At 65.4% G+C, this 26,294-nt stretch carries 34 protein-coding genes; 18 read left to right on the top strand and 16 right to left on the bottom strand.

Translation table 11 applies throughout. The features are described from left to right. Positions 1-48: 48 nt before the first annotated feature. On the bottom strand, positions 49-489 hold the full coding sequence (locus AC24YW_RS01275; RefSeq protein ID WP_487480999.1) for a DUF1810 domain-containing protein: 441 nt from the start codon (positions 487-489) through the stop codon (positions 49-51). Positions 490-693: 204 nt separating this feature from the next. Between AC24YW_RS01275 and AC24YW_RS01270 the strand changes: the two genes are divergently transcribed. From AC24YW_RS01270 to AC24YW_RS01260, 3 genes are all read left to right on the top strand, one after another. Beyond that, on the top strand, positions 694-1,632 hold the full coding sequence (locus AC24YW_RS01270) for a DUF2778 domain-containing protein (protein WP_487481830.1): 939 nt from the start codon (positions 694-696) through the stop codon (positions 1,630-1,632). Positions 1,633-1,698: 66 nt separating this feature from the next. Beyond that, positions 1,699-1,956: a hypothetical protein gene (locus tag AC24YW_RS01265; RefSeq protein WP_024338019.1), complete on the top strand. Its 258-nt coding sequence runs from the start codon at positions 1,699-1,701 to the stop codon at positions 1,954-1,956. 119 nt (positions 1,957-2,075) lie between these two features. Continuing rightward, on the top strand, positions 2,076-3,167 hold the full coding sequence (locus AC24YW_RS01260; RefSeq protein WP_487480998.1) for a TRAP transporter substrate-binding protein: 1,092 nt from the start codon (positions 2,076-2,078) through the stop codon (positions 3,165-3,167). 144 nt (positions 3,168-3,311) lie between these two features. On the opposite strand, the gene AC24YW_RS01255 is transcribed toward AC24YW_RS01260, so the two are convergent. From AC24YW_RS01255 to AC24YW_RS01230, 6 genes are all read right to left on the bottom strand, one after another. Beyond that, a complete protein-coding gene (locus AC24YW_RS01255; RefSeq protein ID WP_487480997.1) occupies positions 3,312-4,094 on the bottom strand; it encodes an ABC transporter ATP-binding protein in 783 nt (260 codons plus the stop codon). Then, positions 4,082-5,137, bottom strand: a complete 1,056-nt coding sequence (locus tag AC24YW_RS01250) for a dihydrodipicolinate synthase family protein (protein WP_487480996.1) — start codon at positions 5,135-5,137, stop codon at positions 4,082-4,084. The genes AC24YW_RS01255 and AC24YW_RS01250 overlap by 13 nt, the downstream gene beginning before the upstream one ends. Positions 5,138-5,143: 6 nt before the next feature. After that, entirely contained in the window at positions 5,144-5,965 is an 822-nt protein-coding gene (locus tag AC24YW_RS01245) for a GNAT family N-acetyltransferase (RefSeq protein WP_487480995.1), read from the bottom strand. Further along, on the bottom strand, positions 5,952-6,989 hold the full coding sequence (locus AC24YW_RS01240; protein ID WP_487480994.1) for an NAD-dependent epimerase/dehydratase family protein: 1,038 nt from the start codon (positions 6,987-6,989) through the stop codon (positions 5,952-5,954). The genes AC24YW_RS01245 and AC24YW_RS01240 overlap by 14 nt, the downstream gene beginning before the upstream one ends. Before the next feature lie 12 nt (positions 6,990-7,001). Continuing rightward, positions 7,002-7,772, bottom strand: coding sequence for an ABC transporter permease (locus AC24YW_RS01235; RefSeq protein ID WP_487480993.1), 771 nt, complete (start codon positions 7,770-7,772; stop codon positions 7,002-7,004). A gap of 81 nt (positions 7,773-7,853) precedes the next feature. Next, positions 7,854-8,501, bottom strand: coding sequence for a TetR/AcrR family transcriptional regulator (locus AC24YW_RS01230; RefSeq protein ID WP_487480992.1), 648 nt, complete (start codon positions 8,499-8,501; stop codon positions 7,854-7,856). 100 nt (positions 8,502-8,601) lie between these two features. Between AC24YW_RS01230 and AC24YW_RS01225 the strand changes: the two genes are divergently transcribed. The 5 genes from AC24YW_RS01225 to AC24YW_RS01205 all read left to right on the top strand — a co-directional run bounded on the left by AC24YW_RS01225 (position 8,602) and on the right by AC24YW_RS01205 (position 12,237). Continuing rightward, positions 8,602-9,618 (top strand): ABC transporter substrate-binding protein, encoded by a 1,017-nt coding sequence (locus tag AC24YW_RS01225; RefSeq protein WP_487480991.1) that lies wholly within the window; start codon positions 8,602-8,604, stop codon positions 9,616-9,618. Positions 9,619-10,067: 449 nt separating this feature from the next. Continuing rightward, entirely contained in the window at positions 10,068-10,766 is a 699-nt protein-coding gene (gene minC, locus AC24YW_RS01220; RefSeq protein WP_487480990.1) for a septum site-determining protein MinC, read from the top strand. A 19-nt stretch (positions 10,767-10,785) separates the two neighbouring features. Continuing rightward, entirely contained in the window at positions 10,786-11,601 is an 816-nt protein-coding gene (minD, locus tag AC24YW_RS01215; protein WP_487480989.1) for a septum site-determining protein MinD, read from the top strand. Continuing rightward, positions 11,598-11,879, top strand: coding sequence for a cell division topological specificity factor MinE (minE, locus tag AC24YW_RS01210; RefSeq protein WP_487480988.1), 282 nt, complete (start codon positions 11,598-11,600; stop codon positions 11,877-11,879). Before minD ends, minE begins: the two co-directional genes overlap by 4 nt. Before the next feature lie 172 nt (positions 11,880-12,051). Further along, positions 12,052-12,237 carry a hypothetical protein gene (locus AC24YW_RS01205; RefSeq protein WP_025035956.1) on the top strand — a complete coding sequence of 62 codons (186 nt, stop codon included), beginning with the start codon at positions 12,052-12,054 and terminating at the stop codon, positions 12,235-12,237. A gap of 21 nt (positions 12,238-12,258) precedes the next feature. On the opposite strand, the gene AC24YW_RS01200 is transcribed toward AC24YW_RS01205, so the two are convergent. Further along, on the bottom strand, positions 12,259-12,507 hold the full coding sequence (locus tag AC24YW_RS01200; protein WP_036033817.1) for a hypothetical protein: 249 nt from the start codon (positions 12,505-12,507) through the stop codon (positions 12,259-12,261). Positions 12,508-12,615: 108 nt separating this feature from the next. Then, a complete protein-coding gene (locus AC24YW_RS01195; RefSeq protein WP_487480987.1) occupies positions 12,616-13,008 on the bottom strand; it encodes a hypothetical protein in 393 nt (130 codons plus the stop codon). Positions 13,009-13,147: 139 nt separating this feature from the next. On the opposite strand from AC24YW_RS01195, the gene AC24YW_RS01190 reads away from it, so the two are divergent. Further along, entirely contained in the window at positions 13,148-13,930 is a 783-nt protein-coding gene (locus AC24YW_RS01190) for an SDR family NAD(P)-dependent oxidoreductase (RefSeq protein ID WP_487480986.1), read from the top strand. A gap of 1 nt (position 13,931) precedes the next feature. On the opposite strand, the gene AC24YW_RS01185 is transcribed toward AC24YW_RS01190, so the two are convergent. Together AC24YW_RS01185 and AC24YW_RS01180 are read right to left on the bottom strand one after the other, a co-directional pair. After that, positions 13,932-14,162 (bottom strand): DUF6894 family protein, encoded by a 231-nt coding sequence (locus tag AC24YW_RS01185; protein WP_025035960.1) that lies wholly within the window; start codon positions 14,160-14,162, stop codon positions 13,932-13,934. A gap of 364 nt (positions 14,163-14,526) precedes the next feature. Further along, entirely contained in the window at positions 14,527-15,570 is a 1,044-nt protein-coding gene (locus AC24YW_RS01180; protein ID WP_487480985.1) for a hypothetical protein, read from the bottom strand. Positions 15,571-15,912: 342 nt separating this feature from the next. On the opposite strand from AC24YW_RS01180, the gene AC24YW_RS01175 reads away from it, so the two are divergent. The 3 genes from AC24YW_RS01175 (at position 15,913) to AC24YW_RS01165 (ending at position 17,792) form a co-directional block, all read left to right on the top strand. Then, positions 15,913-16,509 (top strand): L,D-transpeptidase, encoded by a 597-nt coding sequence (locus AC24YW_RS01175; RefSeq protein WP_487480984.1) that lies wholly within the window; start codon positions 15,913-15,915, stop codon positions 16,507-16,509. A 100-nt stretch (positions 16,510-16,609) separates the two neighbouring features. Continuing rightward, positions 16,610-17,593, top strand: a complete 984-nt coding sequence (locus tag AC24YW_RS01170) for a hypothetical protein (protein WP_487480983.1) — start codon at positions 16,610-16,612, stop codon at positions 17,591-17,593. 16 nt (positions 17,594-17,609) lie between these two features. Further along, positions 17,610-17,792 (top strand): hypothetical protein, encoded by a 183-nt coding sequence (locus AC24YW_RS01165; RefSeq protein WP_487480982.1) that lies wholly within the window; start codon positions 17,610-17,612, stop codon positions 17,790-17,792. A 10-nt stretch (positions 17,793-17,802) separates the two neighbouring features. On the opposite strand, the gene AC24YW_RS01160 is transcribed toward AC24YW_RS01165, so the two are convergent. After that, positions 17,803-18,234, bottom strand: coding sequence for a COG4315 family predicted lipoprotein (locus AC24YW_RS01160; protein ID WP_487480981.1), 432 nt, complete (start codon positions 18,232-18,234; stop codon positions 17,803-17,805). Between the two features lie 118 nt (positions 18,235-18,352). After that, positions 18,353-18,817, bottom strand: coding sequence for a MarR family winged helix-turn-helix transcriptional regulator (locus AC24YW_RS01155; RefSeq protein WP_487480980.1), 465 nt, complete (start codon positions 18,815-18,817; stop codon positions 18,353-18,355). A 104-nt stretch (positions 18,818-18,921) separates the two neighbouring features. Between AC24YW_RS01155 and AC24YW_RS01150 the strand changes: the two genes are divergently transcribed. The 3 genes from AC24YW_RS01150 to AC24YW_RS01140 all read left to right on the top strand — a co-directional run bounded on the left by AC24YW_RS01150 (position 18,922) and on the right by AC24YW_RS01140 (position 21,588). Next, positions 18,922-20,844, top strand: a complete 1,923-nt coding sequence (locus AC24YW_RS01150) for an FAD-binding monooxygenase (RefSeq protein WP_487480979.1) — start codon at positions 18,922-18,924, stop codon at positions 20,842-20,844. A 140-nt stretch (positions 20,845-20,984) separates the two neighbouring features. Continuing rightward, on the top strand, positions 20,985-21,266 hold the full coding sequence (locus AC24YW_RS01145; protein ID WP_487480978.1) for a hypothetical protein: 282 nt from the start codon (positions 20,985-20,987) through the stop codon (positions 21,264-21,266). Positions 21,267-21,381: 115 nt separating this feature from the next. Continuing rightward, positions 21,382-21,588, top strand: a complete 207-nt coding sequence (locus AC24YW_RS01140) for a hypothetical protein (protein WP_487480977.1) — start codon at positions 21,382-21,384, stop codon at positions 21,586-21,588. Positions 21,589-21,629: 41 nt separating this feature from the next. On the opposite strand, the gene AC24YW_RS01135 is transcribed toward AC24YW_RS01140, so the two are convergent. Both AC24YW_RS01135 and AC24YW_RS01130 read right to left on the bottom strand, forming a co-directional pair. Continuing rightward, a complete protein-coding gene (locus AC24YW_RS01135; protein ID WP_487480976.1) occupies positions 21,630-21,974 on the bottom strand; it encodes a DMT family transporter in 345 nt (114 codons plus the stop codon). 145 nt (positions 21,975-22,119) lie between these two features. Further along, complete coding sequence (locus AC24YW_RS01130) at positions 22,120-22,785, bottom strand: O-methyltransferase (RefSeq protein ID WP_487480975.1); 666 nt, start codon at positions 22,783-22,785, stop codon at positions 22,120-22,122. A gap of 99 nt (positions 22,786-22,884) precedes the next feature. Here AC24YW_RS01130 and AC24YW_RS01125 point away from each other — a divergent pair, with 99 nt between their 5' ends. Continuing rightward, complete coding sequence (locus tag AC24YW_RS01125) at positions 22,885-23,517, top strand: TetR/AcrR family transcriptional regulator (protein WP_487480974.1); 633 nt, start codon at positions 22,885-22,887, stop codon at positions 23,515-23,517. Between the two features lie 58 nt (positions 23,518-23,575). After that, positions 23,576-24,394 (top strand): pyridoxal kinase, encoded by an 819-nt coding sequence (gene pdxY / locus AC24YW_RS01120; protein ID WP_487480973.1) that lies wholly within the window; start codon positions 23,576-23,578, stop codon positions 24,392-24,394. A gap of 4 nt (positions 24,395-24,398) precedes the next feature. On the opposite strand, the gene AC24YW_RS01115 is transcribed toward pdxY, so the two are convergent. Beyond that, entirely contained in the window at positions 24,399-25,703 is a 1,305-nt protein-coding gene (locus tag AC24YW_RS01115) for a M15 family metallopeptidase domain-containing protein (RefSeq protein ID WP_487480972.1), read from the bottom strand. A gap of 243 nt (positions 25,704-25,946) precedes the next feature. Between AC24YW_RS01115 and AC24YW_RS01110 the strand changes: the two genes are divergently transcribed. Continuing rightward, a complete protein-coding gene (locus tag AC24YW_RS01110) occupies positions 25,947-26,150 on the top strand; it encodes a hypothetical protein (protein ID WP_487480971.1) in 204 nt (67 codons plus the stop codon). Positions 26,151-26,294: the final 144 nt, after the last annotated feature.

The raw sequence follows: 26,294 nt of genomic DNA, 5'->3' as shown, positions 1-26,294 counted from the left end.
ATAGAGCGGCCGTGTTAACCCGTGGTTTACGCTGATGGGCCGGTCAGCTCAGGCGGATGCCCGATCGCGCCTTTCGAGGATCTCCAGCGTGGCGCCGTCGCGTTCGCCTGCGAAATATCGGGCGAGCGCCCGATCGAAGACGGGCTCGTCGGATACAGCGCCGAACAGCGTCATCGACGAGCGGAATTTGGCGTCATCCGGCGCGCCGAGGATCGCGTTGATGGTCCGGCCCTCGACCGCGAGCACCAGCTTGGTGCATTCGATCAGCCGGCCCCCGAGGACGGGGTGGGCGAGATAGGCCTCGGCCTCGGCCCGGGAGCCGATGGCGTAGCGCTGCGACATGGCGCTGGCGCCGAGACCTGCGACCTGGGGGAAGATGAACCACATCCAGTGAGTCTGCTTCCGGCCCTGGGTCAGCTCGCCCAGGACGTCGCGGTAGACCGGATCCTGGGCCCGGACAAAGCGATCGAGATCGAACGGATCGGTCATTGGATACCGTAGGGGGATACGTTTGGAGGGTCTTGGCGGCCCCGATTATGCCTAACTTTTGGCTCCCAATGTGGTAGCTGGTATAGAGTCTCCGGGTGGGGTGGGTAAGCCCCCGGAGGTCGATTTGGGGATCTGATGGTTTCCGACGCAGCACACGCCGAGAGGCTGTTGTCGCGCCGCCGTGTCGGGCGGGCTGAAACGATTCTGCTTTCTGTGGCAGCGATCGCGCTGGCGCTCGGCGCCGCTGCGTGGGTTGCCGATATCAGCGATTCGACGCCGCTGGTCTCCGCCGCCTTGCCGCCGGCCCCCTCATTCGAGGACCGTTTCGCCTCGGCCGGCCCGGCGCCCCGCGAACTCGGCCTGCGGGTGCTGGAGCGTTCCGCGGTGAATGCGGCCCAGCTCAAGCTGCGCGATGCCAAGGCGATGCTGGCCCAGAAGCTCCAGGGCGACGAGTGGCGCTCGCTCCTGACCGAGGACGACCGGTACATGACCGAGGAGGCGAGGCGCTCGCAGCGCGCCGACGCCATCCCGATGCCGCGCGCGCGTCCGGTCCAGGCGGACTTCTCCGCTCAGATTGCCTCCAGCCAGGCCTATGCGGACACCAATCTCAGGGTCGACAACCGCAACTTCTTCGAAAAATTCACCGACAAGATCAGGCTGGCCTCGCTGACGCCCAGCGACGGCCTGCTCGGAAGGGGGCCGGACCTCGCCGCGCTCGGCTACGATTCGCGCACCGCGGTCTACGACATCTCGGCCAAGGCGGTTTACCTGCCGAGCGGCGTGGCGCTGGAAGCCCATTCCGGCCTGGGCGCGCTGATGGACAATCCCGACCATGTCGACCGGCGGATGGTCGGTGCGACCCCGCCGGCGATCTACGACCTGAAGCCGCGCGAAAAGCCGTTCCACGGCGTCCGCGCGCTGCGCATGACCCCGGTCGAAGGCACCAGCGCGCTCGGCCGCGTCGGGCTGCTCACGCACAATTACCTGCTCGGGCCGCGCGGCGATTCCAACGGCTGCGTCTCGATCAAGGACTATGATCGGTTCATCAAGGCCTACGACAATGGCGAGTTCAACCGCCTGGTCGTGGTGCCGAGCCTGCGCGGAGCGGCGACCGCCTCGCAGCGCGCGAGCACCGATTCCTGATATTCGCCTGAGACGGCGGGGCTGCCGTTTCCCCTTCGTTAAGCCGTCCTCGTCCAGAAGCAGCCCATGAGCGATCCATCCAGTTCCGAAACCCCGCTGCGCACGACGTTCAAGATCAAGCTGAACGGCGACACGCTGGCGATCGCGACCGTCGGGCAAGCCTATCAATTCCTGACCAACTTCAAGTCCGTCGAGTGGATGGAATTTCGCTCGTTGCACGAGGACGCCGTCGCGGCCCTGGAAGGCGCCGCCGGTAACGCCATGCTGGCTGTGCAGGCAACCAACGCCGTGCGCGCGTTGTTCGTCAGCGCCAAGCTGCTTTGAAGCGGGCTACAGGCCTTTTCACATCTTGAACTCCGCCGTGGGAAGGGGCAAACGGTCGGCAAAAGACCGTTGCCGCACAGCCATACTTTTGAAACCTGCTTCAAGGGAGAAACCTCATCATGAAACGGCGTACATTCCTGCAAGGCGGCGCGCTCGCCGGCGCGACCACGCTGGTTGCTGCACCTGCGATCGCGCAGAGCGCGCCCGAGATCAAATGGCGGCTGACCTCGAGCTTCCCGAAATCGCTCGACACCATCTTCGGCACGGCGCAGACCTTCGCGAAATATGTTGCTGAAGCCACCGACAACAAATTCCAGATCCAGACGTTTGCCGCCGGCGAGATCGTTCCGGGCCTGCAGGCGCTGGATGCGGTCAGCACCGCATCGGTCGAGATGGCGCAGACCCCGCTCTATTTCTACATCGGCAAGGAGCCGGCGCTGGCCTATGCCACCGGCGCGCCGTTCGGCATGAATCATCGCCACCAGGAATCGTGGTGGCATTTCGGCGGCGGCGCAGACCTCACCAACGAGGCGCTCAAGCCGTTCAAGGCGCACGCCATCCTCTGCGGCAATTCCGGCACCCAGATGGGCGGCTGGTTCCGCAAGGAGATCAAGACCGTCGACGACCTCAAGGGACTCAAGTTCCGCATCGCAGGCATGGGCGGTCATGTGCTGGCAAGGCTCGGCGTGGTGCCGCAGCAGATCGCCGGTGGCGACGTGTATCCAGCCCTCGAGAAGGGCACGATCGATGCTGCCGAGTTCGTCGGTCCCTATGACGACGAGAAGCTCGGTTTCCAGAAAGTCGCCAAGTACTATTACTTCCCCGGCTGGTGGGAAGGCGGCGCCATGCTGCACATGATCGTCAACGACGAGAAATGGGCTTCGCTGCCCAAGCATTATCAGGCGATCGTCAACCAGGCGGGCGCGGCGGCCGGCGCCTGGATGGTCGAAAAATACGACAGCGTGAATCCGGCGGCGCTCAAGCGCCTGATCGCAGGCGGCGCGGAGCTGAAGGCATTCCCGCAACCGGTGCTGGAGGCCTGCTACAACGCGACCCAGGACCATCTGAACGAGCTTGCCGCCAAGAGCGATCTGTTCAAGCGGACCAAGGAGAGCCACGACGCGTATATGAAGGAGCTGCTGTTTTATACGCAGATCGCGGAGAATTTCTACGACAACTACCTGCTCAGCAAGATGCGCAACAAGAGCTGATGGTGAGGAGGGCGCGGCTGCGATTTCGCCGCGCTCTCGTAGGGTGGGCAAAGGCGCCCTTGAGCCGTGCCCACGTTCTTCTTCATTGGCAATGGTGGGCACGCTTCGCTTTGCCCACCCTACGGCACCTATCGTGTGGCCGTCTTACGCAGTACCCAACCCCAGCTTCGCATAGATCCTTCGCGCATAGACGCCGAAGGCGTCCGTGGTCTTCAGCGGCAGGTCGCGTGGGAAGGGCAGGTCGATCGGGAAATAGTCGGCCATCTTCGCAGGTCCGGCCGTGAGCACGGCGCAATGCGACGACAGGAACACCGCCTCCTGGATCGAATGCGTGACGAAGATGATGGTCTTGCCGCTCTCGCGCCAGATCCGCAGCATTTCCAGATTCATCTGCTCGCGCGTCAGCGCATCCAGCGCGCCGAACGGCTCGTCCATCAGGATCAGTTTTGGATCGTGAATGAAGGCGCGCGCGATCGCGGTGCGCTGCTGCATGCCGCCGGAGAGCTGCTGCGGATATTTCTGCTCGGAGCCGGCGAGCCCGACGAGGTTGAGCAGATCGCGCGCCCGCTCGCGCGCAGCCTTCATCGGCAGACCGACGATCTCGGCCGGCAGCAGCACGTTGTCCAGAATGGTTCGCCATTTCAGCAGGAGTGCCTGCTGGAACACCATGCCGATGTCGCGGGTGGGATCGAACGGGCTGCTGGCATTGCCGATTTTCACGGTGCCGCCGTCGGCGCCGTGCAGCCCGGCCAGGATCTTCATCACCGTAGTCTTACCGCAGCCGGACGGGCCGACCAGCGAGACGAGTTCACCCTCAGCCACGTCCATGGTGACATCGGATACCGCGAGAAACTCGGCGCTGCCGCTACGATAGACCTTGCGGACGCCTTGCAGGCTGATGAACGGGTCTGAGCTCATGCCAGCCATTTGTTCAAGTTCGCCGCGACGAATGCGTCGTCGCTGAGGTCGGCGTGCTCGCGCGTGACGCGGTCGATCTCCTCCTTCTGGCCCGGGCTGAGGCCCTCGTGCGGATCGAGACACCACAAGCCCTTCATCAGGCCCTGGCGCCGCAAGACCTCATGGCAGCCTGCAATGCAGCCGTGAAAATTGTTGGCGACGTCGAAGAAGGCACTGTTGCAGTCGGTGACGCGGGCATCGAGCGCCAGCAGGTCGGCCGGCACGCTGTCCTTGTGCCGCGCCGCCTTGCAGCGCTCGAACTGCTGGATCGCGCTCGCCGTCCACACCGACCAATGGCCAAGCAGACCGCCTTTGAAATAGGTCCGGGTGGTGACGCCGTTGTCGCGCAGGTCGAACGGCAGCGTCAGGTCGAGCAGGATGTGGTCGTCATTGCCGGTGTAGAGCGCGACGCGGTCGAGCGCGCCGGCGGCTGCCACGCCGCGCAGGACGTCGAGGGTGCGGTAGCGGTTGAACGGCGCGATCTTGATGGCAATGACATTGTCGATCGCGGCGAAGCGCTGCCAGAAACAGCTCGACAGGACGACGCCGCCCACGGCCGGCTGGAGGTAGAAGCCAACCAGCGGGATTTCGGCGGCAACCGACGTGCAATGGGCGATGATCTCGTCTTCGGAGGCGCTCTTCATCGCGGCGAGGCTGAGCAGGCCGGCGTGATAGCCGATATCTCGTGCCGTGCGGGCTTCGGTGGCCGCCTGCTCCGTCGGACCCGCCAAGCCCGCAACCAGCGCCAGCGGACGCTTCGTCCAGTTCGCGGCGGTCTCGGCGGCAAGCTCGAGCACGGGACGGTAGAGGCCGACATCGCGGATCGCGAATTGCGTGGTATGCACGCCGACCGCAAGGCCGCCGGAGCCGGCGTCGATGTAGTAGCGCGTCAGCGCGCGCTGGTGCGTCTTGTCGAGCTGGCGCTCGGCGGTGAGGGCTAGGGGGTGCGCCGGCAGCAAGGTGCCCTCGGCGATCAGTTTGCGGACGTCGCTGTTGATCTGGCTGTGGTGCATGATGTCCTATCCGAATTCGGGGCCGGCGACGGCGAATGGCGTTTCGTCCGCGGCGGTGGTGGCGGGGCCGAAGCGCATGCGCTGAAACGGCCGCTCGATGGTCCAGCCGGAGGCGGTCAAGCCGTCCAGGAACGCTGATTGCGATGCGACGACATCGAGCAACAGCGGGCCAGTCTGGGATCGCGTGATTTCGCCCACCAGGGCCAGAGCTGCTGCGGCATCATCGGCCAGTAGCGGGCCGATGTGGCGGGCGGTCCGGCCGTCGCGCACCAGCGCGATGGCGCCGTTCGCGGCGACGATACGCGAGCCGGAGCGTTGCACGAAGGCGGAAAGAAGCGCGGCCCGGTCGAACCCGGTGGCCCGTCGGTCGCGCGCACACAGTGCATCGAGCGTTGCGGATGACGAGGGCGCCGCTTCGGCACGTCCAGGCCTCGCCAGCTTCAGGCGGCGCAATTGCTGCGTCGGCGTGAACCCCAGCGGCCCATAGACGGCAGCGCCGTCGGGCGTGGCATCGAGCCAGCTCGTCAGGCCGTTCTTGCGCGCCGTTTCCAGGCAGGCATCGACCAGGCGCGTAGCAAGGCCGCGGCGGCGGTGGGTGCCTGACACCAGCACCATGCTGATCCAGGCGTTGTTGCCGGAATAGGGCAGCAGTGCTGCGGTGGCGACCAGTCGCGCGCCGTCGCGGATCCCGAACACCACACCATCGCGCAGGAAAACGCGCCAGTCCTCCTCGGTCTGGTTCCAGTGCGCTTCCGTCGAGAGCGCCAGGGCGGCGATCGCATCCTGGACGCCGAGCTTGAGGATGGGCGGCCCGTCAATAGCGTCCATCGCGCACCTCGTATTTGGTGGGCTTGCCGAGGCTCGGCATGGCACGAGAGACCCAGTCCGCGGTCCAGGCGATCAACTGCTCGGTGTCGACGACGGGCAGGCCGAACAGCGCGACCGCCTTAGACGTGTCGGTCAGCCACGCCGTCGGCTCCTCCTTGCCCATCAGCACCGGCGCAAGGCCGAATCTGGCCCCGAATTTCTGGGCGAGGTCGCGCACCGCCAGGATCTCGTGGCCGCTGACGTTGATCGGCGAGGTCGGCGTCGTGCAATGGGCAAGACAGCGAAGCGCCTGCGAGGACGCATCGCCCTGCCAGATGAAATTGACGTGGCCCAGGCTGACATCGATCGGGGTGCCTGTCAGCACTTTCGTGGCGATATCGTGCAGCACGCCATAGCGCATGTCGATCGCGTAATTCAGGCGGAATAGGCGGCCGGGCGTTTCGAACTTGCGGGAGAAATATTCGAACATGCGCTCGCGGCCGACGCAGGATTGGGCGTATTCGCCGGGCGGGTTTGGCGCCAGGTCCTCGCTCGAACCCTTGCCGTCGACGGGAACGAACGGATAGACGCAGCCGGTCGAGAACGCCACGATGCGCGAGGAGGGAAAGGCCTGCGCCACCAGCGCCGGCACATGTGCGTTCATCGCCCAGGTCAGCGACAGATCGCCCTCGGCGCCGAACTTGCGGCCGGCCATGAAGACGATGTTCGGCGCCTTCGGCAGTGCTGCGATCGCCTTCTCGTCCATCAGGTCGCAATTGATGGTTTCCACGCCGCGGGCCTGGAGCCAGTCCTTGACGCTGGCGTCGCTGAAGCGGGCGACGCCGATGATGCGGCGATGCGGCACGGCGGCTTTCGCGAGCCCCGCCAGCGTCGGGCCCATCTTTCCGGCGACGCCTAGGATCATGATGTCGCCCTCGACCTTGGCGAGGTCGTCGATCAGCGCCTGGCTGGGCCGGCACAGGAGATCGTCGAGCGCGGCGATGTCGGGGATCGTCTTCGGCAGATTCTGGCGGGTCAGGAGCATGGATCTGGTCCTTTAGTTTTGCCTGGCGTCGCCGACCACGAACATGCGTTCGAGGGCCAGGACCAGGCCGTAGAGGGCGACGCCGAGCAGGGTGAGCAGCACGACGGCCATCACCATGGCGGGCGTGTCGAGCGAGGACTGCACCTGGATCATGAGATAGCCGAGCCCGCGCTCGGAGGCGATGAACTCGCCGACGATGGCGCCGGCGACGGCGAGGATGGCGCCGACCTTCATGCCGGAAAAGATGTAAGGCAGCGATCCCGGCAGCTGGATCTTGCGGAACAGGGTCCAGCGCGAGCCGCGCAGCGATTTGACGAGGTCGAGCAGGTCGGGCTCGACCTCGCGCAAGCCGCGCGCCGTCGTAAGCAGGATCGGGAAAAAGCAGATGCTGAAGGCGATCAGGATGTTCGGGACGATGCCGTAGGAGAACCACACGATGAAGAGCGGGCCGAGCGCGACCTTCGGGATCATGTTCAGCGTCACGAACAGCGGCAGCAGCACGAGGCTGAGCAGCGGTGCCCAGCTGAAGATCACCGCGAGCGCCACGCCGACGAACGCACCGAGCGCAAAGCCGCCGAGGATCTCGACTGCAGTCACCAGCGTGTTGGCGCCCCAGGCATAGCTCGCCGTTCCCAGCGTCTGGACCGTCGCGAGCGGCGAGGGCAGGATGAATTTCGGCACGTGGAAGGCGTCGACTGCGACCTGCCACAGCACGAGCACGGCGAGGTGCACGACCAGGATGATCGCGAAGCTGCGCGAGGGGCGGGCCCTGTCTCCTGCCACCGATGGCTCCCTGTTGGCGGCAACGAGGCCGCTGGTCGCAAGCCTAGCCGTCCTTTCGGGAAGTTTCAACCAGCTGGTTGATTAGGGCCGGAGCGACTGCAGCACGAGGTCGGCGACATGCCGTCGCCGGGCGCGCCGTGCGCTGCGGCTGGACAGATCCTTGCCGAAGATTGCCGACAGTGTCGGGGTGTTGGAGAAGAAGAAATAGCTGAGGCCCGCGATGGAGATATAGAGCTGGATGGGGTCGATCCCCTTGCGGAACACGCCAGCGCGCACGCCCTCGTGGAGGATGTGCGAAACGCTTTTGACCAGAGGTGAGTGCATCGCCTCCAGCCGGGTCGAGCCGCGGACATGGCGGGCGCCGCCGCGGTTCTCGTCGTTCAAAAGCACGATGAAATCAGGGTTCGCCGCCAAGTGATCGAACGAAGCTTCGATCAGCTTGCGGATTGCCTTCTCCGGCGGCAGGCCCTCGAGATTGAGCTTTCGCTCCTGCTCGCGGATGTCCTCGTAGACCCATTCGAGCACGGCGAGGTACAGCGCGTCCTTGTCGCCGAAATAATGGTAGACGAGCTGCTTGTTGACGCCGGCGCGCATCGCGATCTCGTCGACGCGGGCGCCCGCAAATCCGTGCCGGGCGAATTCCTGGCGCGCCGCGGTCAGGAGCTTCTTGCGGGTGGCGACGGGGTCGCGGCGTTGCGGCACGGTGTCGCCAGATCGTTTTGCGGGCATTTCCAACCAAACAGTTGACAATTGAAGGACAGGCTTGTTGCATTGGTATCCTCACAAGGGGAGAGCGACAAGCCGGGTCGCGGCAACGAGGAGAGATGCGATGAAGCGTTTGCAGGCGGCGGGCTCGGCCCTGATGTTTGCCTTCGGGCTCGGTGTGGCGGCCGCGCCCGCGCATGCGGGAGAAGCCGTCAATCTGATCCTGAACTGGACGCCGACGGCCGACCACTCGCCGTATTATTTTGCCAAGGCGCAGGGCTGGTACGAGAAGGCCGGTATCGACCTCACCATCGAGACCGGCAAGGGCTCCGGGGTCTCCGCAGCCAAGGTCGGCTCCGGCGGCTCGCCGTTCGGCGTCGCCGACCTCGCCACCATGCTGGTGGCCAAGAGCAAGGGCGCCGATACCGTTGCGGTGATGAGCGTCTATGCCAATACCGGCCAGACCTTCTATTGGCTGAAGAGCTACGGCGTGAACGGCGTGAAGGATTTTGCCGGGCACAAGATCGGCAATCCGCCGGGTGATGCCTCGCGCGTGATGTGGCCTGCCTTCGCCAAGGCCGCAGGGCTTGCGCCCGACTCCGTCGGCTTCGTCAACGTCGGGCCGACCGCGAAGATCGCGGCGCTGAAGAGCCACACCGTGGACATCATCAGCGATTTCTACAACGAGCACGACCTCAAGGTCATCGAGTTCGGGTCCGATCTCGGCTACGTCAACTGGAAGGACATCGGGCTCAACCCTTACGGCAATTCGCTGATCGTCAACGGCGCTTACCTGCAGAAGAACCCGAAGGTCGTCGAAGACTTCGTGCGCGTCACGCAGAAGGCCTTTGCAGCCTGTGTCGCCGACGTCGAGCCGTGCCTGAAGGCGCTGCTCGATCAAGTCTCCGGTCTCGACAAGCAGAATCAGGAGCGGCAGTGGGAGCGCATCAAGTTCCTGATGACCGACGAGTTCACGACCACCAAAGGTCTCGGCTGGATCGACGGCGAGCGGATGAAGAAGGACTACGAACTGGTCCAGACCTATCTCGGCATGGAGAAGCCGTTCGACGTGACGAGCGCGTTCACGACCAGGATGCTGGATCCCAGCATCAAGATGGATGCGAGCAAGGTGAAGAAGTAGGGGGGCAGTAGTCACCCCATACTCCGTCAATGCGAGCCAACGGGTCCGCGCGAAGCGCGGCCCGATGACGGGCTCCGCGAAGCAATCCAGACTGTTTCCGCGGAGGCAGCCTGGATTGCTTCGTCGCAAGGGGTCCTCGCAATGACTCCTCGCAATGACGGTGTGATAGCCGCGCACGCCTTTCTTATCTCGTGCCCCGGACGCAGCGCAGCGTCTCTTCTCGACGGTGCGCTGCAGAGCCGGGGCCCATCCCTCCGCGTCTTCCCGTGCCGCTTTCTGGATTCCGGCTCTGCGCAGCAGCCGTCGCACGCTGCAGCGCGTCCGGGACACGAGACCGGCGCCAACCGGCCTCCAACTCACCCCCACGTAACCGCCGGAGAAATTAACCAGCCATTAACCATATCGGCGGCATCGTTAACCATTCAATAACGGGGAACGAGTCGGCCGCCATGGAGGCTGCAGCAAAGGTCCAACGTCAGATGGTGCGCCTGCGCGGGCGCTCCTACGTGGCTTTCGTATTCACGCCGACGGTTCCGGTGCAGGACTGGCTGCAGGAGATCGATGCCACGATTGCGCGCTCGCCCGGCTTCTTCGCCGGCCGTCCCGTGGTGATCGATCTGTCGTCGGTCGATCTCAGCCAGGCCGGCATCGGCCATCTGCTCACCAGCCTGCAGGACCGCAACATCCGCGTGCTCGGCATCGAGGGCGTGGAGGAGGGAAGGCTGACGCCGATGATGCCGCCGCTGCTGTCGGGCGGACGCAGCTGCGTGGTCGAGCCGAGCGCGCCGAAGAAGGCCGAGGTGAAGGCCGAGACGAGGCCGACGTCGCTGCTGCTCGAAAGCCCCGTGCGCTCGGGCCAGACCGTGATCTTCCCGGAAGGCGACGTCACCATTCTCGGCTCGGTCGGCTCCGGCGCCGAGGTCGTCGCCGGCGGCTCCATCCACGTCTACGGCGCGCTGCGCGGCCGCGCCATGGCGGGCGTCAATGGACACACCAGCGCGCGCATCTATTGCCAGAAGATCGAGGCCGAACTGCTTGCAATCGATGGGTTTTATCAGACCGCCGAGGACATCGACGACGCTTTGCGCGGCCGGCCGGCCCAGGCCTTCCTGCAAGGCAACACCATGCGAATTACAGCGCTGAACTGACCAGAAGGAGACAATCGAGATGGCCAAGGTACTGGTCGTGACATCAGGCAAGGGCGGGGTCGGCAAGACCACGACCACCGCGGCGCTGGGAGCGGCGCTCGCACAGCGTGGCGACAAGGTCGTCGTCGTCGATTTCGACGTCGGCCTGCGCAACCTCGACCTCGTGATGGGCGCCGAACGCCGCGTCGTGTTCGATCTCATCAACGTGGTGCAGGGCGTCGCGAAGCTTCCGCAGGCGCTGATCCGCGACAAGCGGCTGGAAAATCTCTGGCTACTGCCGGCGTCCCAAACCCGCGACAAAGACGCGCTGACGGAAGAGGGCGTCGGCAAGGTCATCGCCGATTTGCGCAGCCGGTTCGACTGGGTGATCTGCGACAGCCCGGCCGGCATCGAGCGCGGCGCCTCCATGGCGATGCGCTTTGCCGACGAGGCCGTGATCGTCACCAATCCGGAAGTCTCCTCGGTGCGCGATTCCGACCGCATCATCGGCATGCTCGATTCCAAGACGGTGCGGGCCGAGAAAGGCGAGCGCGTCGAGAAGCACATCCTGATCACCCGCTACGATCCCTCCCGCGCCGCGCGCGGCGAGATGCTGACCATCGACGACATCCTGGAGATCCTCGCAACGCCGTTGCTCGGCATCATCCCGGAGAGCCAGGACGTGCTGCGCGCCTCCAATGTCGGCACGCCGGTGACGCTATCGAATGCGGACGGCGCGCCCGCGCGGGCCTATATGGACGCCGCGCGGCGGCTGTGCGGCGAGACCGTCGCCATGCAGGTGCCGGCCGAGCGCAAGGGCTTCATGGATCGGCTGCTGCGACGGAGGGCTGCATGAGCATGGGCTTGCTCCGGCTTCTCCGCGGCAACAAGGCCACAGCACCGGTCGCGCGCGAACGGTTGCAGATCCTGCTTGCCCATGAACGCGGCCTTCGCGGCCAGCCCGATCTGCTCGGTGTGCTGCGTGAGGAAATTCTCGCCGTCGTGTCCAAGCATGTGACGCTGGACCCGACCAAGGTCATCGTCCGGCTCGAACGCGGCGACGAGGTCTCGACCCTCGAGGTCGATATCGAAGTGCCCAACGATTTCGAGCGCAAGAAGGTGGCGGTCGCGTAGGGGACGCGGCCGCAGATTCCCGTTTTGGGGTGGGTGAGAAGGCGGTCCGCCGGGCATGGCGGGCCGCCTTTGTCTTGCAGTTCATGGATGGACGGAACGCGCCCCGCGCCTCGACCGTTGTGAACCAGCCGCGGCAGCGTTGCACCGCGGCTGGTCAGACGGGAGAGCGCCCATGATGTCCGAGGTCCAGGTCCATACACTTGCCCGGCAAATGCTCGAACAGCACGGCTTTGCTGCGATCGCGAAGGCCGCCGAGCAGGCCCAGGCCTGCGAGGGCCGCGGCGAGGCCGATGAGGCCAGGGAATGGCGTCACATCGTGGACGCCATGAAGATCATGCGCGGCCCGCATCAAGGCTGACGTCCGAAGGCGCAAATCTCCTCAGCGCTCGCCGCGATCGGCGCCTTGCGACGAATTGCGGTTCTGCGTCTGCGGCTGCGCGCGCTCGCCCGATTCCTTGCAGGGCAGCGGTTCCCACGAGCCGTCCGGCGCCTGCTGATAGGCACTGCAGGACGGCGAGGTGGACTTTTCCCCGCCCTTCTGGGCGTCGGAATTTCTCGCCAGTGCGGGCGCAGTCAGCACCGCGGCGGCTGCAATCGCGCCGGCGAAAACGAAATGGAAACTCCGCATGAGGACCTCCTGTTCGAATTCGAAAAGAGGGCCGCATGCTTTCGAGGATTGTGACGATTTTGGGCCGCGGCAGAGGTTCCGTCGCGGCGTGCTTAACGGGACAGCGCGCTAGCCGCCCTTGCTGCGGATCAGGCCGGCGAGATTGGTCTTCTGGGCTTCGCACCAGCCGGACATGCCGAGGCGGCGCTGGTCCAGGTCGGTCGCCTGGGTCGCGATCGCGACCTCCGCCATCAGGTCATCGTCCTGCTTCTCGCCCATCTTGCCGCCGGTATGCATCCAGGCGATCGCCTTGCGCACTTTCTCGGTGGTGCCCTCGGGCAGATGCATCTGCTGTGCCCTCTGCACGAGGTCCTGATAGGCGAGATCGGTGTTGGGGCACTCGACCTTGGCGGCGAAGGCCTGCAAGACCATCGTCACATAGGTCGATCGCGGCGGCGCCTCGCCCGCGAGGGCCGGCGCGGCCAACAGCAACAGGCCCGTCATCAGAAAACCGGTGCGCATGCTTGGGACCTCCCTTGGGACCTTCTCCGTTTTTTCGAGAGGCTAGCGTCCGGCGCGCCGCTCGGCAATGGGACCGGGATACAATTGTCGCCGCTCGGCCGAGTAGGCTAACCTGCGCTCCCCAGCGTCGGAGCGCGACATGAGCCTGTTCAGCACGCCGTTCGATTCCACACGCGACACCGCGCTCGTCACCGGCGCGGGCAACGGCATCGGCCGCGCGATTGCGCTCGGCCTGGTCGGCGAGGGGGTCCGCACCGTGTTCGCGGATGTCAGCGCGGAGCGGGTTCGTGCCGCGATCGGCGCGAGCGAGAGGCCAGATCTCGCCGTGCCCTGGGTCGGCGATCTCGCCAGGCTCGAGGCGTGCGATGAGCTGCTGACGTTAGCACATTCCGCCTTGGGCGAGGTCACGCATTTCGTCCATAGCGCCTCGCCGCCGCGACGCGAAGCGGATCACTTGCTCGCAGTCGATCGCAAGACCTGGCAGGAGATGCATGCCGTCAATCTCGATGCCGGCTTTCACCTGGCGCGCGAGCTCGCCAAGCGACTGATCGCGGCGAAGCGGCCGGGCTCATTCCTGTTTCTCACCTCGCTACATGCGGGTACGCCGCGCAACCTGGCGCATTACTCGACGGCAAAGGCCGCAATGGCGATGCTGGTGAAGGAGCTCGCGAAGACGCTCGGGCGTTACGACATCCGCGTCAACGCTCTGGTCCCCGGCGCGATCGCAGCCGGCGGGTTCGTCGCCGATCCCGCGCTGGCGCGGCACATTCCGCTCGGGCGTCTCGGCGAGGCCGGAGATCTCGCACCGATGGCGCTCACGGTGCTGTCGAACAAGCTGTCCGCTTACGTCACCGGCGCGGCCTTCGTCGTCGACGGCGGATTGTCGCTGACGAACTGGTTCGAAGCACCAATGCTGGATTAGCCTAGCGCTGCCAGGCCGGCACCGGATCGAGCGGCGTGCGATAGAGCTCGTTGTGATCGCGATCGGTAACACGCACCGCGCAACCCTTCTGCTGCAGCTCCGGCTTCACCTGCGACAGCTCGCAAGCCAATTGATCGGCGCGATCGGAGGCAACCTCGATGTCCTCGAGGATGATTCCACCCTGGTTCTTGAACTCTTCACCAACCACGAGATCGAAATAATAGTAGGGCATCCGAATTCCCCGGTGTGACGATCTGAGCTTCAGTGCAAGTCTCAACACATGTCGGATGGTACCACTGAGTCGACATCTATCGAATGAACAGAGCGCGGAATCTCTGGGCTTATGGCGCAGAAATGATGTGCAGCGTGCGGGCTCGTTAAGAATTTATTAAATATGCCCGCGCGATCATTAGGCATGGAATTGCAGCAGAACCGGGCTCCGGGAACCGGCAGCTGCAAGAGAAGGCCGCCGGCATAGATCCCGACGGCCTTTTCTCTTGAGCGAGACGCGCGAGACGTCGCTCACCGTAATCGCCCGGAGTTAACGCTTCACATCGACTCGGACAGCGTGGGTGAGCGCGTGACGGCCGCGTATTCTAACGCAGCGGCATCGGCGGACGCACGATAGGTCCGTCGTCATCGGCAACGGCTTGCGTCGTCGTGGTCGGCGCAGCCGGCGGCGCCGCGGCGGCGGCCTGCGATGGCGGCGGCGGGGGTGCGAGCGGCGCGGGCGAAGAGGCCGGCATGTAGGTCCGCGTCACAGGGGGCTTGGGCTTGCGGGCCGGCGGTGCCGCAGGCTGCGCCGGGAGCGCGGCTGCGCGTGCGCGCGGATCGATCGGCGGCCTCGCTTCGGTGACCGGCTTCGGTGCGGGCGGCTTGGCCATCTCACGCGCCATCTGCTCCTGTCCGGCCTTCAACTCGGCGATGTTGGCCTTGAGCTGCTCGATCTGCTGCGCCATGGCGGCGAGATCGCGTGTCATCGATTGCACCGACTGCGCCGCCTCGATGGGCTGTGTTGCCGCAGGCGCGGCCGCAGCAAGCTGAGCCGCGGGCGGCGTCGCAGATTGGTCTGCGGCTTGGTTGGGTGTGGCTTCCGCTGCGACCGGCGCACCTTGCTGCGGTGTCGCGGACAGCAACGAGGTCGTCGGGAGCAGCGAGGTCAGCGCGGGCGTCCATTCGGCCAGCAACTGCTTGGCTGTGTCGCCGTGCTTCTCCCAGGCGATGCTCGCGGCCACGCTGGCGCCGGCAAGCAGGAACGTGACGAACGCGCCGCGCAGCCACTTGCCGACCGAGGATCGCTTCTGGATTACGGGACCATCGCTGGACGTGACGCGGACAGAAGTGTCGATCGATGGTGCGGCGGCAGACTTTCCGTAGATGACATTGATGCTGGGCTCCGCCGCCCGCGCCGGCTCGAACTTCGGCGTGAGCTTGGGCTCCGGGGCAAACTTGGGTTCCGGGGCAAATTTGGGCTCCGGACGCGGCGCGATCTCCGGCGCCAGCGCGGGCGACACGCTGGTGGGGCGCGAGGCCAGCACGATCTCGGGCGAGATCTGCACCGCGTCGTGCGGATCGTTGTCCTTGACCGTGTCCTTCACGATCTCATCGACGATTTGCTTGGTATTCAGCGTCGCGAGCATCGCAGCTCCTTTGAAGGCTCAGTGTTCGACGTCAAGTGACCCGCATTGGCGCGGGGTGGTCCGAGATGAGCCCATGCCGGTCCCCAGGCCGCACGAGTCCAGCCGGGTTTGACCAAAGCAAGGCGAGGGGATGGAGATGGTGCGACACTCTTCCGCCTTTTGTGGTGATGGAACCCGATTGGCCGAACACGCGCATGTGTTCCCGCACCGCCTTGTTTTCAGCACGATTTTGGCGATATCTGGCGACGTTGGGGGCGGTGTTGTTCCGCTATTGGGGGGCCGGCGGTGCCAAGATCTCTACTCATTTTGTTCGTCGCAGCCCTGCTGCCGCTGGGCGGCTGTATGCAGACGACACTTTCGCCATCGACGGATGCGAGCATGACGCCGCGCGACCGTCAGTTGCTCGCGCACGCGCCTTACGCGAAGGCGAACGTGCCTGAGCAATACCTGCGTCACATCGTCGATTATCACCGCAAGGAGCTGCCGGGCACGATCCTGGTCGATACCGACGCGCGCTACCTCTATTACGTGCTGCCCGAGGGCAAGGCGATCCGCTACGGCGTTGCGGTCGGCGAGGAAGCCATGGCGTTCTCCGGCGTCGCGCGAGTCGGCCGTTTGGCGGAATGGCCAGACTGGGTCCCCACCGCGGATATCCAGGCGCGACTCGGTCCCTATCCCGCGCGCGTTCCCGGCGGTCCCGCCAATCCGCTGGGCGCGCGGGGCATCTATCTCTATGTCGGCAACAAGGACACGCTCTATCGCATCCACGGCACCAACCAGCCCGAATATATCGGGCAGGCGATCTCGTCCGGCTGCATCCGGATGCGCAATGAGGACGTCATCGACCTCTACGAGCGGGTGAAGCTCAATTCGATGGTCGTGGTGCTGCCGCCGGGGCAGGGCGCGCAGGCCGCGGCGGGCGGGCGCTGGCGCGGGTAGTCGTTCGGCCAAGAGACGCGCTTGTCGACAATTTTACCCATTGTCTTGCGCGCGCCGTAACACCTCGCGTCTAGCGTGCAGCGAGCAAGGGGTTGCTCGCATGTATCTCGTGAAGAATTCGCCGCGCGCGCTGTGTGCTGCGCTGATTCCGCTGGCTATCGTCGAAGCCGTGCTGCTGGTCTTCGCCCTCGCAGGCGGGCAAGTGACCGATCCCGTCGGAGTGCCGCAACCGGACCAGATCCTGGTCATGTATGCGGGCCGCATGTTGATGAATGCGGCCTTCCTGTTCGCCGGTCACACCGTGCTGCGGCAGTGGGCAATATCGAGTCGGTTTGCCTACGGCCTGATGGGCGGGGTCATGGCGGCGCTGAGCTACGGCATTGCGATCCGCAACCACATCCAGCTTGCAGCGCCTGGCGACGGCACGGTGGTGACCATCGGCTTGTTGCCCACCGTCGCGGGAATGATTGGTGGATTTCTCTACGGCCAGTTCGCCGGGCTAAGCGTGGTTGCGCAGGCAGCCACGGAAGCTTCCGTTGCCACGGCACCAGCGAAGCCGCCCCTGGTGTTCAACGGGCCCGTCCGCGTCCGGACGTCGTTTGCGGGCGTCGTCATCGCAGCACTGATACCGACGGTGCTTGCAACTCTGCTGCCCTATACGCTGTTGCCGCTGCTGATGAACGGTTTTGCGGACAAGAGCACCGCACATATCTTCGCTGCAGTGATCCCGGCGCAGACCTTCATGGTCATGATGACGATCTCGGTCATCCCTTCGAGCATCTTCGTGCTCTGCGTTCACCACGTCGCGCGAGCTATGGGCCGCCGCAATTCGTGGGAGTATGCGGTGATTGGCGCGGGTGCGGCATTCTCCTGTGCTGTGCTGCTTGCATTCGCGCTGCCGCTGCTCGCCTTTTTCGTGGTGCCGGCGGCCTTTTCCGGAGCGGTGATGGGCGCGCTCTATCGCCGCTTCGCCGGCCTGGAGCCGATGCCATTGCCGGAGGTCGTGATCGCGGCCGATCCAAATGCGTTGGTCGATGCCGATCATCCGTCGCGGCACCAGCACGGCGTCATCCTCAACAATTGATCGCAGGGACTGAACCATGAAAGAGCTGGCGGCGCTTGGCGCGGGACTCGCGATCGCGGCCGTGGCGGCGCTCTGGTTCACGACCGGTCCCGTGGTCGTGGATGCGGAGCTCAAGCCGCTTCAGCCGATCGCGAACATGCCGGGCTTCAGACCCGTCTCGACCGAACTGGCTGGTCCGGCCGATCGAGGCGATCGGTGATGTTCTTGCTCTAGTTCTCAGGCCGGGCGACCCGCCATTGCAGCGTCGTGGCATTGCCGTTGGCGTCGCCCGGCGCCTTGTCGGCGGGTGAAGTGTAGAGCGGGCGATAACGGTAGGCCCACATCTTGCTGCCGTCGTTGCGGCTGATCACGGTGAAGTCGCCGACGGCCCTGGCGTCGGCCGTTGCGGCGAGCGGCACCCAGCTCTCGATGCATTTGCCGTTGCAGTTCGACGTCTTTCCCGTGGTGTCGCGCTCGTAATAGTAGAGCGTCATGCCCTTGAGATCGACCAGCTTGGGCCCCTGCTTGGTCAGGATCACCTTCGCGGGAGCCGTTGGCGCCTCGACCTTCGGCGGAGGAGGATCGCCGCCGCCATGGCCCCCTGCAACCGCCTGAACGGTCGAGAGCGCGACGGCCGCGGCCACAACGAGGAACCTGAACATCCGAAACTCCGCCCCGCAAAGTTAATCGCGCGTTAAGCGCCCCAATGCGGTCGACGATAGCAGCCGAAGGTTAGTTCCTGGTTTCGTGCGCTGCGACAAATATGGACATGGTCCGGGATCAGAGCTGCGCTTCGCGCAGCGGCGCGCGGCTCAGCTCGTTGCCGGCGGCGATGGCCTTGTGCAGCAGCCGCATCAGCTCCTCACCCTCTTTCGCGCTGAGGCCGCGCAGCATCTTGCGCTGCGCGGATTCGACGGCCGGGGTGATCTTGCGCAGCGTGCGGCGGCCATCATCGGTGATCTCGAGCTCGCGCGCGCGGCGGTCGCGGCTGGACGGGCGGCGCTCCACGAGGCCCTTCTGGACGAGGCGATCGATCACGCCGGTGATGGTCGTGCGATCGTAGGCGATCAGTCCGGCGAGCGTCACCTGGTCGAGCCGCGGATTGGCCTTGATGGTCGCAAGCGCGGCGTATTGCACCGGCGTGAGATCGAAGCCAGCGTCCTCGACCTCGGCCAGGAACACCGCGACCGCGATCTGCTGGAAGCGGCGCGCCAGATGTCCGGGCATGTCGTTGTTGTCTTTCACCGAAATCTCTCTCTGGGAGCAGGGGTGATGCGGATGATTGACAAGTATACTGATAGTCAGCATACTGAGCAATATCCAAGGCATAGATTGGCGGGGAGGCGCTCATGCAATTCCATCTCAATGGATTTCAGCCGGGCGACCCGGAAATCGCCGATCCCGCCGCGCGCGTGACCGCATCGGGAGCAACGGGCGCCGTGCCTGGCGAGGTCGATGTCCTCATCGTCGGCTGCGGGCCGGCCGGCCTGACGCTCGCGGCGCAGCTCGCGCAATTCGCCGACATCAGGACCTGCATCGTCGAGCAGAAGCCGGACCGGCTGCTGGTCGGTCAGGCCGACGGCATCGCCTGTCGCACCATGGAGATGTTCCACGCCTATGGCTTCAGCGAGCGTGTGCTGAAGGAAGCCTGTTGGGTCAACGAGACCACGTTCTGGAAGCCGGACGAGGCGGCGCCGGAAAAGATCGTCCGTAGCGGCCGGGTGCAGGACGTCGAGGACGGACTGTCGGAATTCCCCCACGTCATCCTGAACCAGGCGCGCGTCCATGATTGCTTTCTAGACGTCATGCGCAAATCGCCGGCGAAGCTCGCGCCGCATTACAGCCGACGCGTGCTTGATGTGAACGTCGATCCGGCCGCCGGCGCCGACGATCATGCCGTGACCGTGCGCCTCGAACGCGCCGATGCCGCGAACGAGGGCAAGGTCGAGACCGTCAAGGCGCGCTACGTCGTCGGCTGCGACGGCGCCCGCAGCACGGTGCGCAAGTCGATCGGGCGCGAGCTGCACGGGGATTCCGCCAACCACGCCTGGGGCGTGATGGACGTGCTGGCAGTGACCGATTTTCCGGACGTCCGCTTCAAGTCGCTGATCCAGTCGGCCGGGGACGGCAGCCTGCTGATCATTCCGCGCGAAGGCGGCTACATGGTCCGCATCTATGTCGAGCTTGCGAAGCTCGATGTCGGCGAACGCGTTGCCAATCGCAACATCACCGCCGATGACGTGATCGCGAAAGCGCAGCGGATCCTGAAGCCGCATCGGCTCGAGGTGAAGGAAATCGCCTGGTGGTCGGTCTACGAGATCGGCCAGCGCCTGACCGACAAGTTCGACGACGTGCCGGAGGACGAGATCGAGACGCGCCTGCCGCGCATCTTCATCGCCGGCGATGCCTGCCACACCCACAGCCCGAAGGCCGGGCAGGGCATGAACGTCTCGATGCAGGATGCCTTCAATCTCGGCTGGAAGCTCGCCGCCGTGCTGCGGAAGCAGTGCGCGCCAAGCCTCTTGCATTCCTATTCGGCCGAGCGCCAGGCGGTCGCGAAGGAGCTGATCGATTTCGATCGCGAATGGGCGGGGATCCTCGCCTCCGCCGCCAAGGCCGGCGGCGCCGATGCCGCCGAGACGCAGGACTATTTCGTCCGGCACGGACGCTACACCGCGGGCACGGCAACGCATTACGGGCCATCTATGCTCACCGGCGCGGCCACGCATCAGCACCTGGCGCAGGGCTTCGTCATCGGCACGCGCTTCCATTCCGCGCCGGTGATTCGGCTGGCGGATGCCAAGCCGGTGCATCTCGGCCATGCCGCGCGGGCCGACGGCCGCTTCCGCATCTACGCGTTCTCGCCCGCTGAGAACCCCGCAGCGTCGGGCTCGGCCATTCGTGCTTTGTGCAATTTCCTCACCGAGTCCCGGAAGTCACCTATCCGTCGATATACGCCTGTTGGAGCTGATATCGACAGCGTGATCGATCTGCGCGCAGTGTTTCAGCAGGACCATCGCGAGCTCGCCATCGAGGCGATGCCGCCGATGTTGCTCCCGAGCAAAGGCCGTTACGGCTTGTACGACTACGAGAAGATGTTCTGCCCGGATCTCAAGAGCGGCCACGACGTGTTCACGATGCGTGGCATCGATCGGGCGGCCGGCTGCATCGTCGTGGTGCGGCCCGATCAGTATGTCGCGACTGTGCTGCCGCTCGCCGATTTTGCCGGGCTGGCCTCTTACTTCGATGCCTTCATGCTGCCGGTGAGCTGACGGCGAAAGCGGCGCGCGCCGTCGGGTTCCGGGCGCGGACAATTTAAGAAAGTTCTTCGCGGGCAGATTTCATCGATCGTAATATGTCTACTCAAAGCTGTAAGCATCCACTCGGGGCAGCGGGGCACCGGAGGATGATGATGAGACAGAGCCAAGCGGAGACGCGCCGTCAGCACAATGTCGCCAAGCGATCGATGACCAAGGAGGCAAGGCAATTGGCCGGCCTGATTGCCGGCCTGCGCGAGTCCCTGGAAGCGATCCACAAGGAACGGGCGAGCGCAAAGCTCACCGGCGCCGAGATGGGACTGCTCGACGAGCGTCGCAACAATCTGCTGCTGACGATTGCAGCCCTGGACGACCGCCTCTCGGCCGTGCAGGGGCTGATCAATCTCGGCCGCCCGCACATTATCCGCGTGCATTAGCGGCTCGAGCACCGAGATCGGCTCTGTGGCGGCGGCCGCAAGGCCATGCTGGTGGCACCAAATTGCCACGCTCCCGGCGAATTGCCGCCAAAGCCCGCTGCCACGACAAGGCCGGGTGCAGGGCGACGCAAGGGGATGCGAATTGGCCTACAAGATGGTCGCAGAACGCGACAACGAAAAGTACAGTTTCGCTCGCGAGAGCCGGTTGCTCATCGTGGCGAAGGCGAAAGTGTGGGCGAGCGAGGGGTGGCGGGTGGTCATCACCGACCAGGATGGCAAGGCCTACGCGCCGTCCGAACTCGATCAGCCGTCCGCAGCGTGATGGTGGGGCACGACCTCACCACAAAGCCGGTACCACGCGCATCAACGCACGGTGGTCTCCGAGAACAGGTTGATGATCACCACCCCTGACACGATCAGCGCGATGCCGACGCAGGCGGCGGCGTCCAGGATCTGGCGGAACAGGACGAACGAGACGGTGGCGGTCAGGATGATGCCGACCCCGCCCCAGATCGCATAGGCGATGCTCAACGGGATCACCCGGATGGCCACCGAGAGCGCGTAGAACGAGGCGACGTAGAACAGCACCATCGCCAGCGTCGGCCAGGGACGGGTGAACTGCGCGGACTGCTGCAGGAACGCCGACGCCGTGACCTCGAACACGATGGCGAGGGCGAGAGCCGTATAGGCGTTGAAAGCGGAGGTCATGAGCCTCTTGGCGTGAGGAAGATACCGCGGGTGCCGCGAATATCACGTGCGAATGACGAACCTGCGACATTGCCGACGAGCCGACGGAGGCCGCCGCGCGACGATCGGGCGGCGGCTCGCAACGCCTCGATTCTTCGACGCGGCCCTACCTGATCCGCACCGAGAGCTCGACGTCTTCGGCAAAGGGCGTGGACAAGTAGCCGCTGCCGGGCGCGCGCACCCGCGCCAGATAGTCAGGACTGTCGTCGGCGTTGTCGGCGACGATGATCGCCCCCGGCCGGAGACGGCCTTCGACCAGATCCAGGATCTCGGGGTAGAGCGCCTTGGCACCGTCAAGCAGGACGAGATCGATCGTATTGGGCAGATCGGTGCTGAGCGTCTTCAGCGCGTCGCCTTCGCGAATGTCGACGAGATCGATCAAGCCGCCGGCCGAGAGGTTGTCTCGCGCCCGCGCCGCCTTGGACGGCTCGAACTCGCTGGTGATGAGACGCCCCCCGCCATTGTCGCGTAGGCCCGCGGCAAGGTGCAGTGTCGAGATGCCGAACGAAGTGCCGAACTCGACAATGGACCGGGCGCAGGAGCTGCGCGCCAGCATGTAGAGCAGCGCTCCGGTTTCGCGCGAGACCGGAAGCGGTGCGTCCTTCAGGCGTCCATAGAGATCGCGATATTCGGACTTGCTCCGCATCATCCGCTCCCGCTCTGCGTCGGACAGGTCTGCCACTGCGGCTTCCGTTGCCTCGCTTGCTGCCTCGGCTTCGCCGAACAGGCGATCCAGCAGCGGCGCAAGCGAAGTGATGGTCGGGATGGTCATTCAAGGTCTCCAGAATTTGGCGAAAGAAGCGCGTGCTTGCGCGCCGATTGAAATACGACTAATTCATCGCATTTCCTATTCGCGTTGCCCGAGCGAGCCATGGCCGACCGTCGAAGCCGTTCAATTTCCTCGCGAAAACAGCCGCAACAGGCCCGCTCGACGGAGCTGGTAGCGGCCATTCTGGATGCAGCTGTTCAGGTTTTGGCGAAGGAGGGCGCGCAGCGTTTCACCACGGCCCGGGTGGCGGAGCGGGCCGGGGTCAGCATCGGGTCGCTCTATCAATACTTTCCAAACAAGGCCGCGATCCTATTTCGTCTTCAGAGCGACGAGTGGCGGCATACGAGCGAGCTGCTGCGCGGTATCCTCGCGGATCGCGCCAAGCCGCCACCGGCGCGGTTGCGCGCGCTGGTCCATGCCTTCATCCGCTCCGAGTGCGAGGAGGCTGCGATGCGCACGGCCCTCAACGACGCCGCGCCGCTCTATCGTGACGCGCCCGAAGCGCGCGAGGCCCGGACGGCCGGCAAGGGTATCGTCGATGCCTTCATGCGGGAGGCGCTGCCGAGAACGTCCGATGCGACGCGCAGCCTCGCCGGCGAGCTGATCACGACGACACTCAGCGAGGTCGGCAAGCGATTTTCGGAGACGCCGCGCAGCGCGGCCGACATAGCGCGTCATGCCGACGGGCTGGCCGACATGTTCTGCGCCTATCTCGGGGAATTGGCCCGACGCTGAAGCGCGAGATCCGGGCTACACTTGCGTCGCCCCACGTTTGTTCGTACGGACCTCTTTCATGCTCGTCATCTCCATCCAGAGCCAGGTGGTCCACGGCCATGTCGGCAACAGCGCGGCCGCCTATGCCATGCAGGCGGAGGGCGTGAACGTTGCTGCGGTGCCGACGACGCTGCTGTCCAACCATCCGCGCTATCCGAGCCTGCGCGGGCGGGTGCTGGAGACCGAGCTCGTCGCCGAACTCCTCAAGGGCGTGGAGGAGCGCGGCCTGGTCGACGAGGCCGCGGTGCTCGTCACCGGCTATCTCGGCTCGCCCGGCAATGCCGCCGTGATCGCCGATTTCGTCGAACGGTCGCGCACGCGGAATGGAAAGCTCATCTATCTCTGCGATCCCGTGATCGGTGACGACGGCCGCGTCTATGTCGCGGACGGCATCCTGGACGTGGTCCGGCACCGGCTGCTGCCGGCGGCGGACCTGACGACGCCGAACCAGTTCGAGCTCGAGCTGCTCTCTGGGGCCGCAATTGCCGACACCAAGAGCCTCAGCGCGGCCTGCGGGGTGCTGGCAGCGGCAGGCCGCACCGCCGTCGTGGCCACCGGCTGCACCCTCGCTGACACGGCGGCCGGCCAGGTGGAGACGATCCTGTGCACTGATGGACGATTGGCGCGCTTTGCGACACCGCGCCTGCCGATCCGCCCCTACGGCACCGGCGATCTCCTCACCGGGCTGATCGCGGCGCATCTGGCCAAGGGCGATGCGATGGAATTGGCGGTACGGCGCGCGGTCGACACCGTCTTTGCCGTGCTGGTGCGCACGCAGGACGCAGGCTCGGCCGAGATGCGGCTGGTGCCGCTGCCGACGGCGGAGCGCAAGCCGTAAAGCGTCAGGTCGCGCGCTTGCCGGCCGATTGCGCCGACTTCTGCGGCTTGGCTGCGCCCTTCTGCTCGCGCGCGACGTCGGCCTTCGGCGGCTTGGCGCTCGCAAGGCCCTGTGTCTTCTTCGGCTTGGCGGCGGCAACGTCCTTGCGGTCGGAGGTGCCGCGCTTCGAGATATATTCCTGGCCGTCAATCGGGCCGACATGGGGCGGATCGCGGCCGAGATAGGGCCGGCCGATGCCGAACGCCTTGCCGTTGGCATCGACCCACTTCCACAGGATCTCGGTCGAGACCCAGCGCTGTGCCCGGGTGCTGCCTTGCGTGCTGACGATGTCGGCGGCCATGCCGTGGCCGTAGCCACCGCGCGTGCTGCCGCCGTGATAGGAGCGGTTGGAGGCGGCCTTCAGGCCGCTCGCGATCGACTGGCGATAGTCGTCGCGGAACGCGCTGGTGATGCCCGGCGAGAGGCCGGCGGCTTCGGCCGCGAGCATCATGCGGAACAGCTTCTGCTTGAAGCTCTTGTCCATGCCGCCGATGACGTAGTCCATCATCGACATGCCGGCGCGCTCGGCCGCATGCGGATCCTTCCAGGTGAAGTCCTGATCGACCAGCTTCGTGAAGCTGCGCATCACCGTGACGGTCTTGCCCTTGCGCTTGATGGTGACGGCGCGCCGCTCCTGCACCTTCATCGTGTCTTCCTTGGCGGTGCGCTGATAGAGCGCCCAGAGATAGCGGTCGATGCAGGCCTCCATGACGAAGCATTCGTCGAGCACGGCGATGGTGTCGGCCGGCGGTGACGCCTTGCGCGCAGGCGCGGCGGGGTCGCTCGCAATCGCCACGGCGGACAAGGCGTCCGTCGTCACGATCTCCGTGGGATCGGCGGATGCGAGCTTGACGGGCTCGGGCAGAGGGGCGGGGGCAACCTCGCTGACGACAGGCTCCGGTTCGGGCAAGATCGGCGGCGCGGGCACGGCTTCCGCCGGCAGGATCAGCGCCGGGTCGGCCGAGGCAAGCTTGATCGGAGCGGCGGGCTCCTCGGGTGTTGCTTCTGCCGGTGTCGCAGGGGCGGAAAGCGCAGCAACCGCGGCGGCGATGTCGGCGGTCGAGGCGCGGTCATCCTCGATGGTCGCAGCGCGCGGCACGTCGGCGAGGTCGATGCGGCTGAGATCCTTGGCACGCGAGATCGCGGCCGCATTGGCGGCGCTGTTTTCGATGAGCGCAGGCGCATAGGCGGAGAGAGACAATGCCAGCCAGCCGGCGAGAACGGCCGAGGGACACGATACCGCCACCAAAAGAGACCGCCGATCGTTCATGATCCCTGCCTCCAAACGGTCTGCTCGAACGATCTTGCCCCAGCAGTGATGATGCAAACAGTCTGACGAAACAATCTTGCACGGAAAGGCACGCAGCACGTCGATTGTTCGGGGCGCGGTGTGGCGGCGCAATGGCGTAAATCGGGGAATGGGGGCTTTTCGGGGCGAGTGTGGCCGAGGTGCAACGCCCGGTTCCATTTGCCAATGCCGCAACTTTGTCGCGGCTGGTGCGTTGGAGGCGCCATGACGCATCCCTCGCTTCGTCCCATGGACGCCTTCGATCCCACCGAGCCCGCCATCCTGCACGATCGTCTGTCCGACGCGATCATCACCTGGACCGCCGATCAGGCCGAGGACTACCGGCGCGCCAGCCGGCCCGGTGCGGACGGGGCCGTGGCCTGGAAGACCTATCTCTTCGATGGCTGGGGCAACGTGCTCGGTGGCTGAGCACCGCCGTAGAGGCTCCACGTCGCAGCCGGCGCCAACGCATTTCCAGTTTCGCCGCTTCAGGTGCGCGTGCTCGGTGCCGCAGATGTCGAGCATCAGGCCGCAGCGCCCGCCACGATCGCCTCGGTCCATCAGGCAAAGGTG

Source organism: Bradyrhizobium sp. USDA3516, assembly GCF_057651995.1.
The sequence above is the reverse complement of the archived record's forward strand: the minus strand, read 5'-3'. Positions and strand labels throughout refer to the sequence as shown.

Coding starts and splice junctions, on each gene's coding strand:
- AC24YW_RS01165 (WP_487480982.1), top strand. CDS start 17,610: ATGAAAGAGCTGGCGGCGCTTGGCGCGGGACTCGCGATCGCGGCCGTG.
- minE (WP_487480988.1), top strand. CDS start 11,598: ATGAGCATGGGCTTGCTCCGGCTTCTCCGCGGCAACAAGGCCACAGCA.
- minD (WP_487480989.1), top strand. CDS start 10,786: ATGGCCAAGGTACTGGTCGTGACATCAGGCAAGGGCGGGGTCGGCAAG.
- AC24YW_RS01205 (WP_025035956.1), top strand. CDS start 12,052: ATGATGTCCGAGGTCCAGGTCCATACACTTGCCCGGCAAATGCTCGAA.
- AC24YW_RS01245 (WP_487480995.1), bottom strand. CDS start 5,965: ATGGACGCTATTGACGGGCCGCCCATCCTCAAGCTCGGCGTCCAGGAT.
- AC24YW_RS01130 (WP_487480975.1), bottom strand. CDS start 22,785: ATGACCATCCCGACCATCACTTCGCTTGCGCCGCTGCTGGATCGCCTG.
- AC24YW_RS01185 (WP_025035960.1), bottom strand. CDS start 14,162: ATGCCCTACTATTATTTCGATCTCGTGGTTGGTGAAGAGTTCAAGAAC.
- AC24YW_RS01175 (WP_487480984.1), top strand. CDS start 15,913: ATGCAGACGACACTTTCGCCATCGACGGATGCGAGCATGACGCCGCGC.
- AC24YW_RS01110 (WP_487480971.1), top strand. CDS start 25,947: ATGACGCATCCCTCGCTTCGTCCCATGGACGCCTTCGATCCCACCGAG.
- AC24YW_RS01150 (WP_487480979.1), top strand. CDS start 18,922: ATGCAATTCCATCTCAATGGATTTCAGCCGGGCGACCCGGAAATCGCC.
- AC24YW_RS01135 (WP_487480976.1), bottom strand. CDS start 21,974: ATGACCTCCGCTTTCAACGCCTATACGGCTCTCGCCCTCGCCATCGTG.
- AC24YW_RS01195 (WP_487480987.1), bottom strand. CDS start 13,008: ATGCGCACCGGTTTTCTGATGACGGGCCTGTTGCTGTTGGCCGCGCCG.
- minC (WP_487480990.1), top strand. CDS start 10,068: ATGGAGGCTGCAGCAAAGGTCCAACGTCAGATGGTGCGCCTGCGCGGG.
- AC24YW_RS01230 (WP_487480992.1), bottom strand. CDS start 8,501: ATGCCCGCAAAACGATCTGGCGACACCGTGCCGCAACGCCGCGACCCC.
- AC24YW_RS01160 (WP_487480981.1), bottom strand. CDS start 18,234: ATGTTCAGGTTCCTCGTTGTGGCCGCGGCCGTCGCGCTCTCGACCGTT.
- AC24YW_RS01260 (WP_487480998.1), top strand. CDS start 2,076: ATGAAACGGCGTACATTCCTGCAAGGCGGCGCGCTCGCCGGCGCGACC.
- AC24YW_RS01265 (WP_024338019.1), top strand. CDS start 1,699: ATGAGCGATCCATCCAGTTCCGAAACCCCGCTGCGCACGACGTTCAAG.
- AC24YW_RS01240 (WP_487480994.1), bottom strand. CDS start 6,989: ATGCTCCTGACCCGCCAGAATCTGCCGAAGACGATCCCCGACATCGCC.
- AC24YW_RS01255 (WP_487480997.1), bottom strand. CDS start 4,094: ATGGCTGGCATGAGCTCAGACCCGTTCATCAGCCTGCAAGGCGTCCGC.
- AC24YW_RS01145 (WP_487480978.1), top strand. CDS start 20,985: ATGAGACAGAGCCAAGCGGAGACGCGCCGTCAGCACAATGTCGCCAAG.
- pdxY (WP_487480973.1), top strand. CDS start 23,576: ATGCTCGTCATCTCCATCCAGAGCCAGGTGGTCCACGGCCATGTCGGC.
- AC24YW_RS01125 (WP_487480974.1), top strand. CDS start 22,885: ATGGCCGACCGTCGAAGCCGTTCAATTTCCTCGCGAAAACAGCCGCAA.
- AC24YW_RS01115 (WP_487480972.1), bottom strand. CDS start 25,703: ATGAACGATCGGCGGTCTCTTTTGGTGGCGGTATCGTGTCCCTCGGCC.
- AC24YW_RS01250 (WP_487480996.1), bottom strand. CDS start 5,137: ATGCACCACAGCCAGATCAACAGCGACGTCCGCAAACTGATCGCCGAG.
- AC24YW_RS01190 (WP_487480986.1), top strand. CDS start 13,148: ATGAGCCTGTTCAGCACGCCGTTCGATTCCACACGCGACACCGCGCTC.
- AC24YW_RS01200 (WP_036033817.1), bottom strand. CDS start 12,507: ATGCGGAGTTTCCATTTCGTTTTCGCCGGCGCGATTGCAGCCGCCGCG.
- AC24YW_RS01275 (WP_487480999.1), bottom strand. CDS start 489: ATGACCGATCCGTTCGATCTCGATCGCTTTGTCCGGGCCCAGGATCCG.
- AC24YW_RS01180 (WP_487480985.1), bottom strand. CDS start 15,570: ATGCTCGCGACGCTGAATACCAAGCAAATCGTCGATGAGATCGTGAAG.
- AC24YW_RS01170 (WP_487480983.1), top strand. CDS start 16,610: ATGTATCTCGTGAAGAATTCGCCGCGCGCGCTGTGTGCTGCGCTGATT.
- AC24YW_RS01225 (WP_487480991.1), top strand. CDS start 8,602: ATGAAGCGTTTGCAGGCGGCGGGCTCGGCCCTGATGTTTGCCTTCGGG.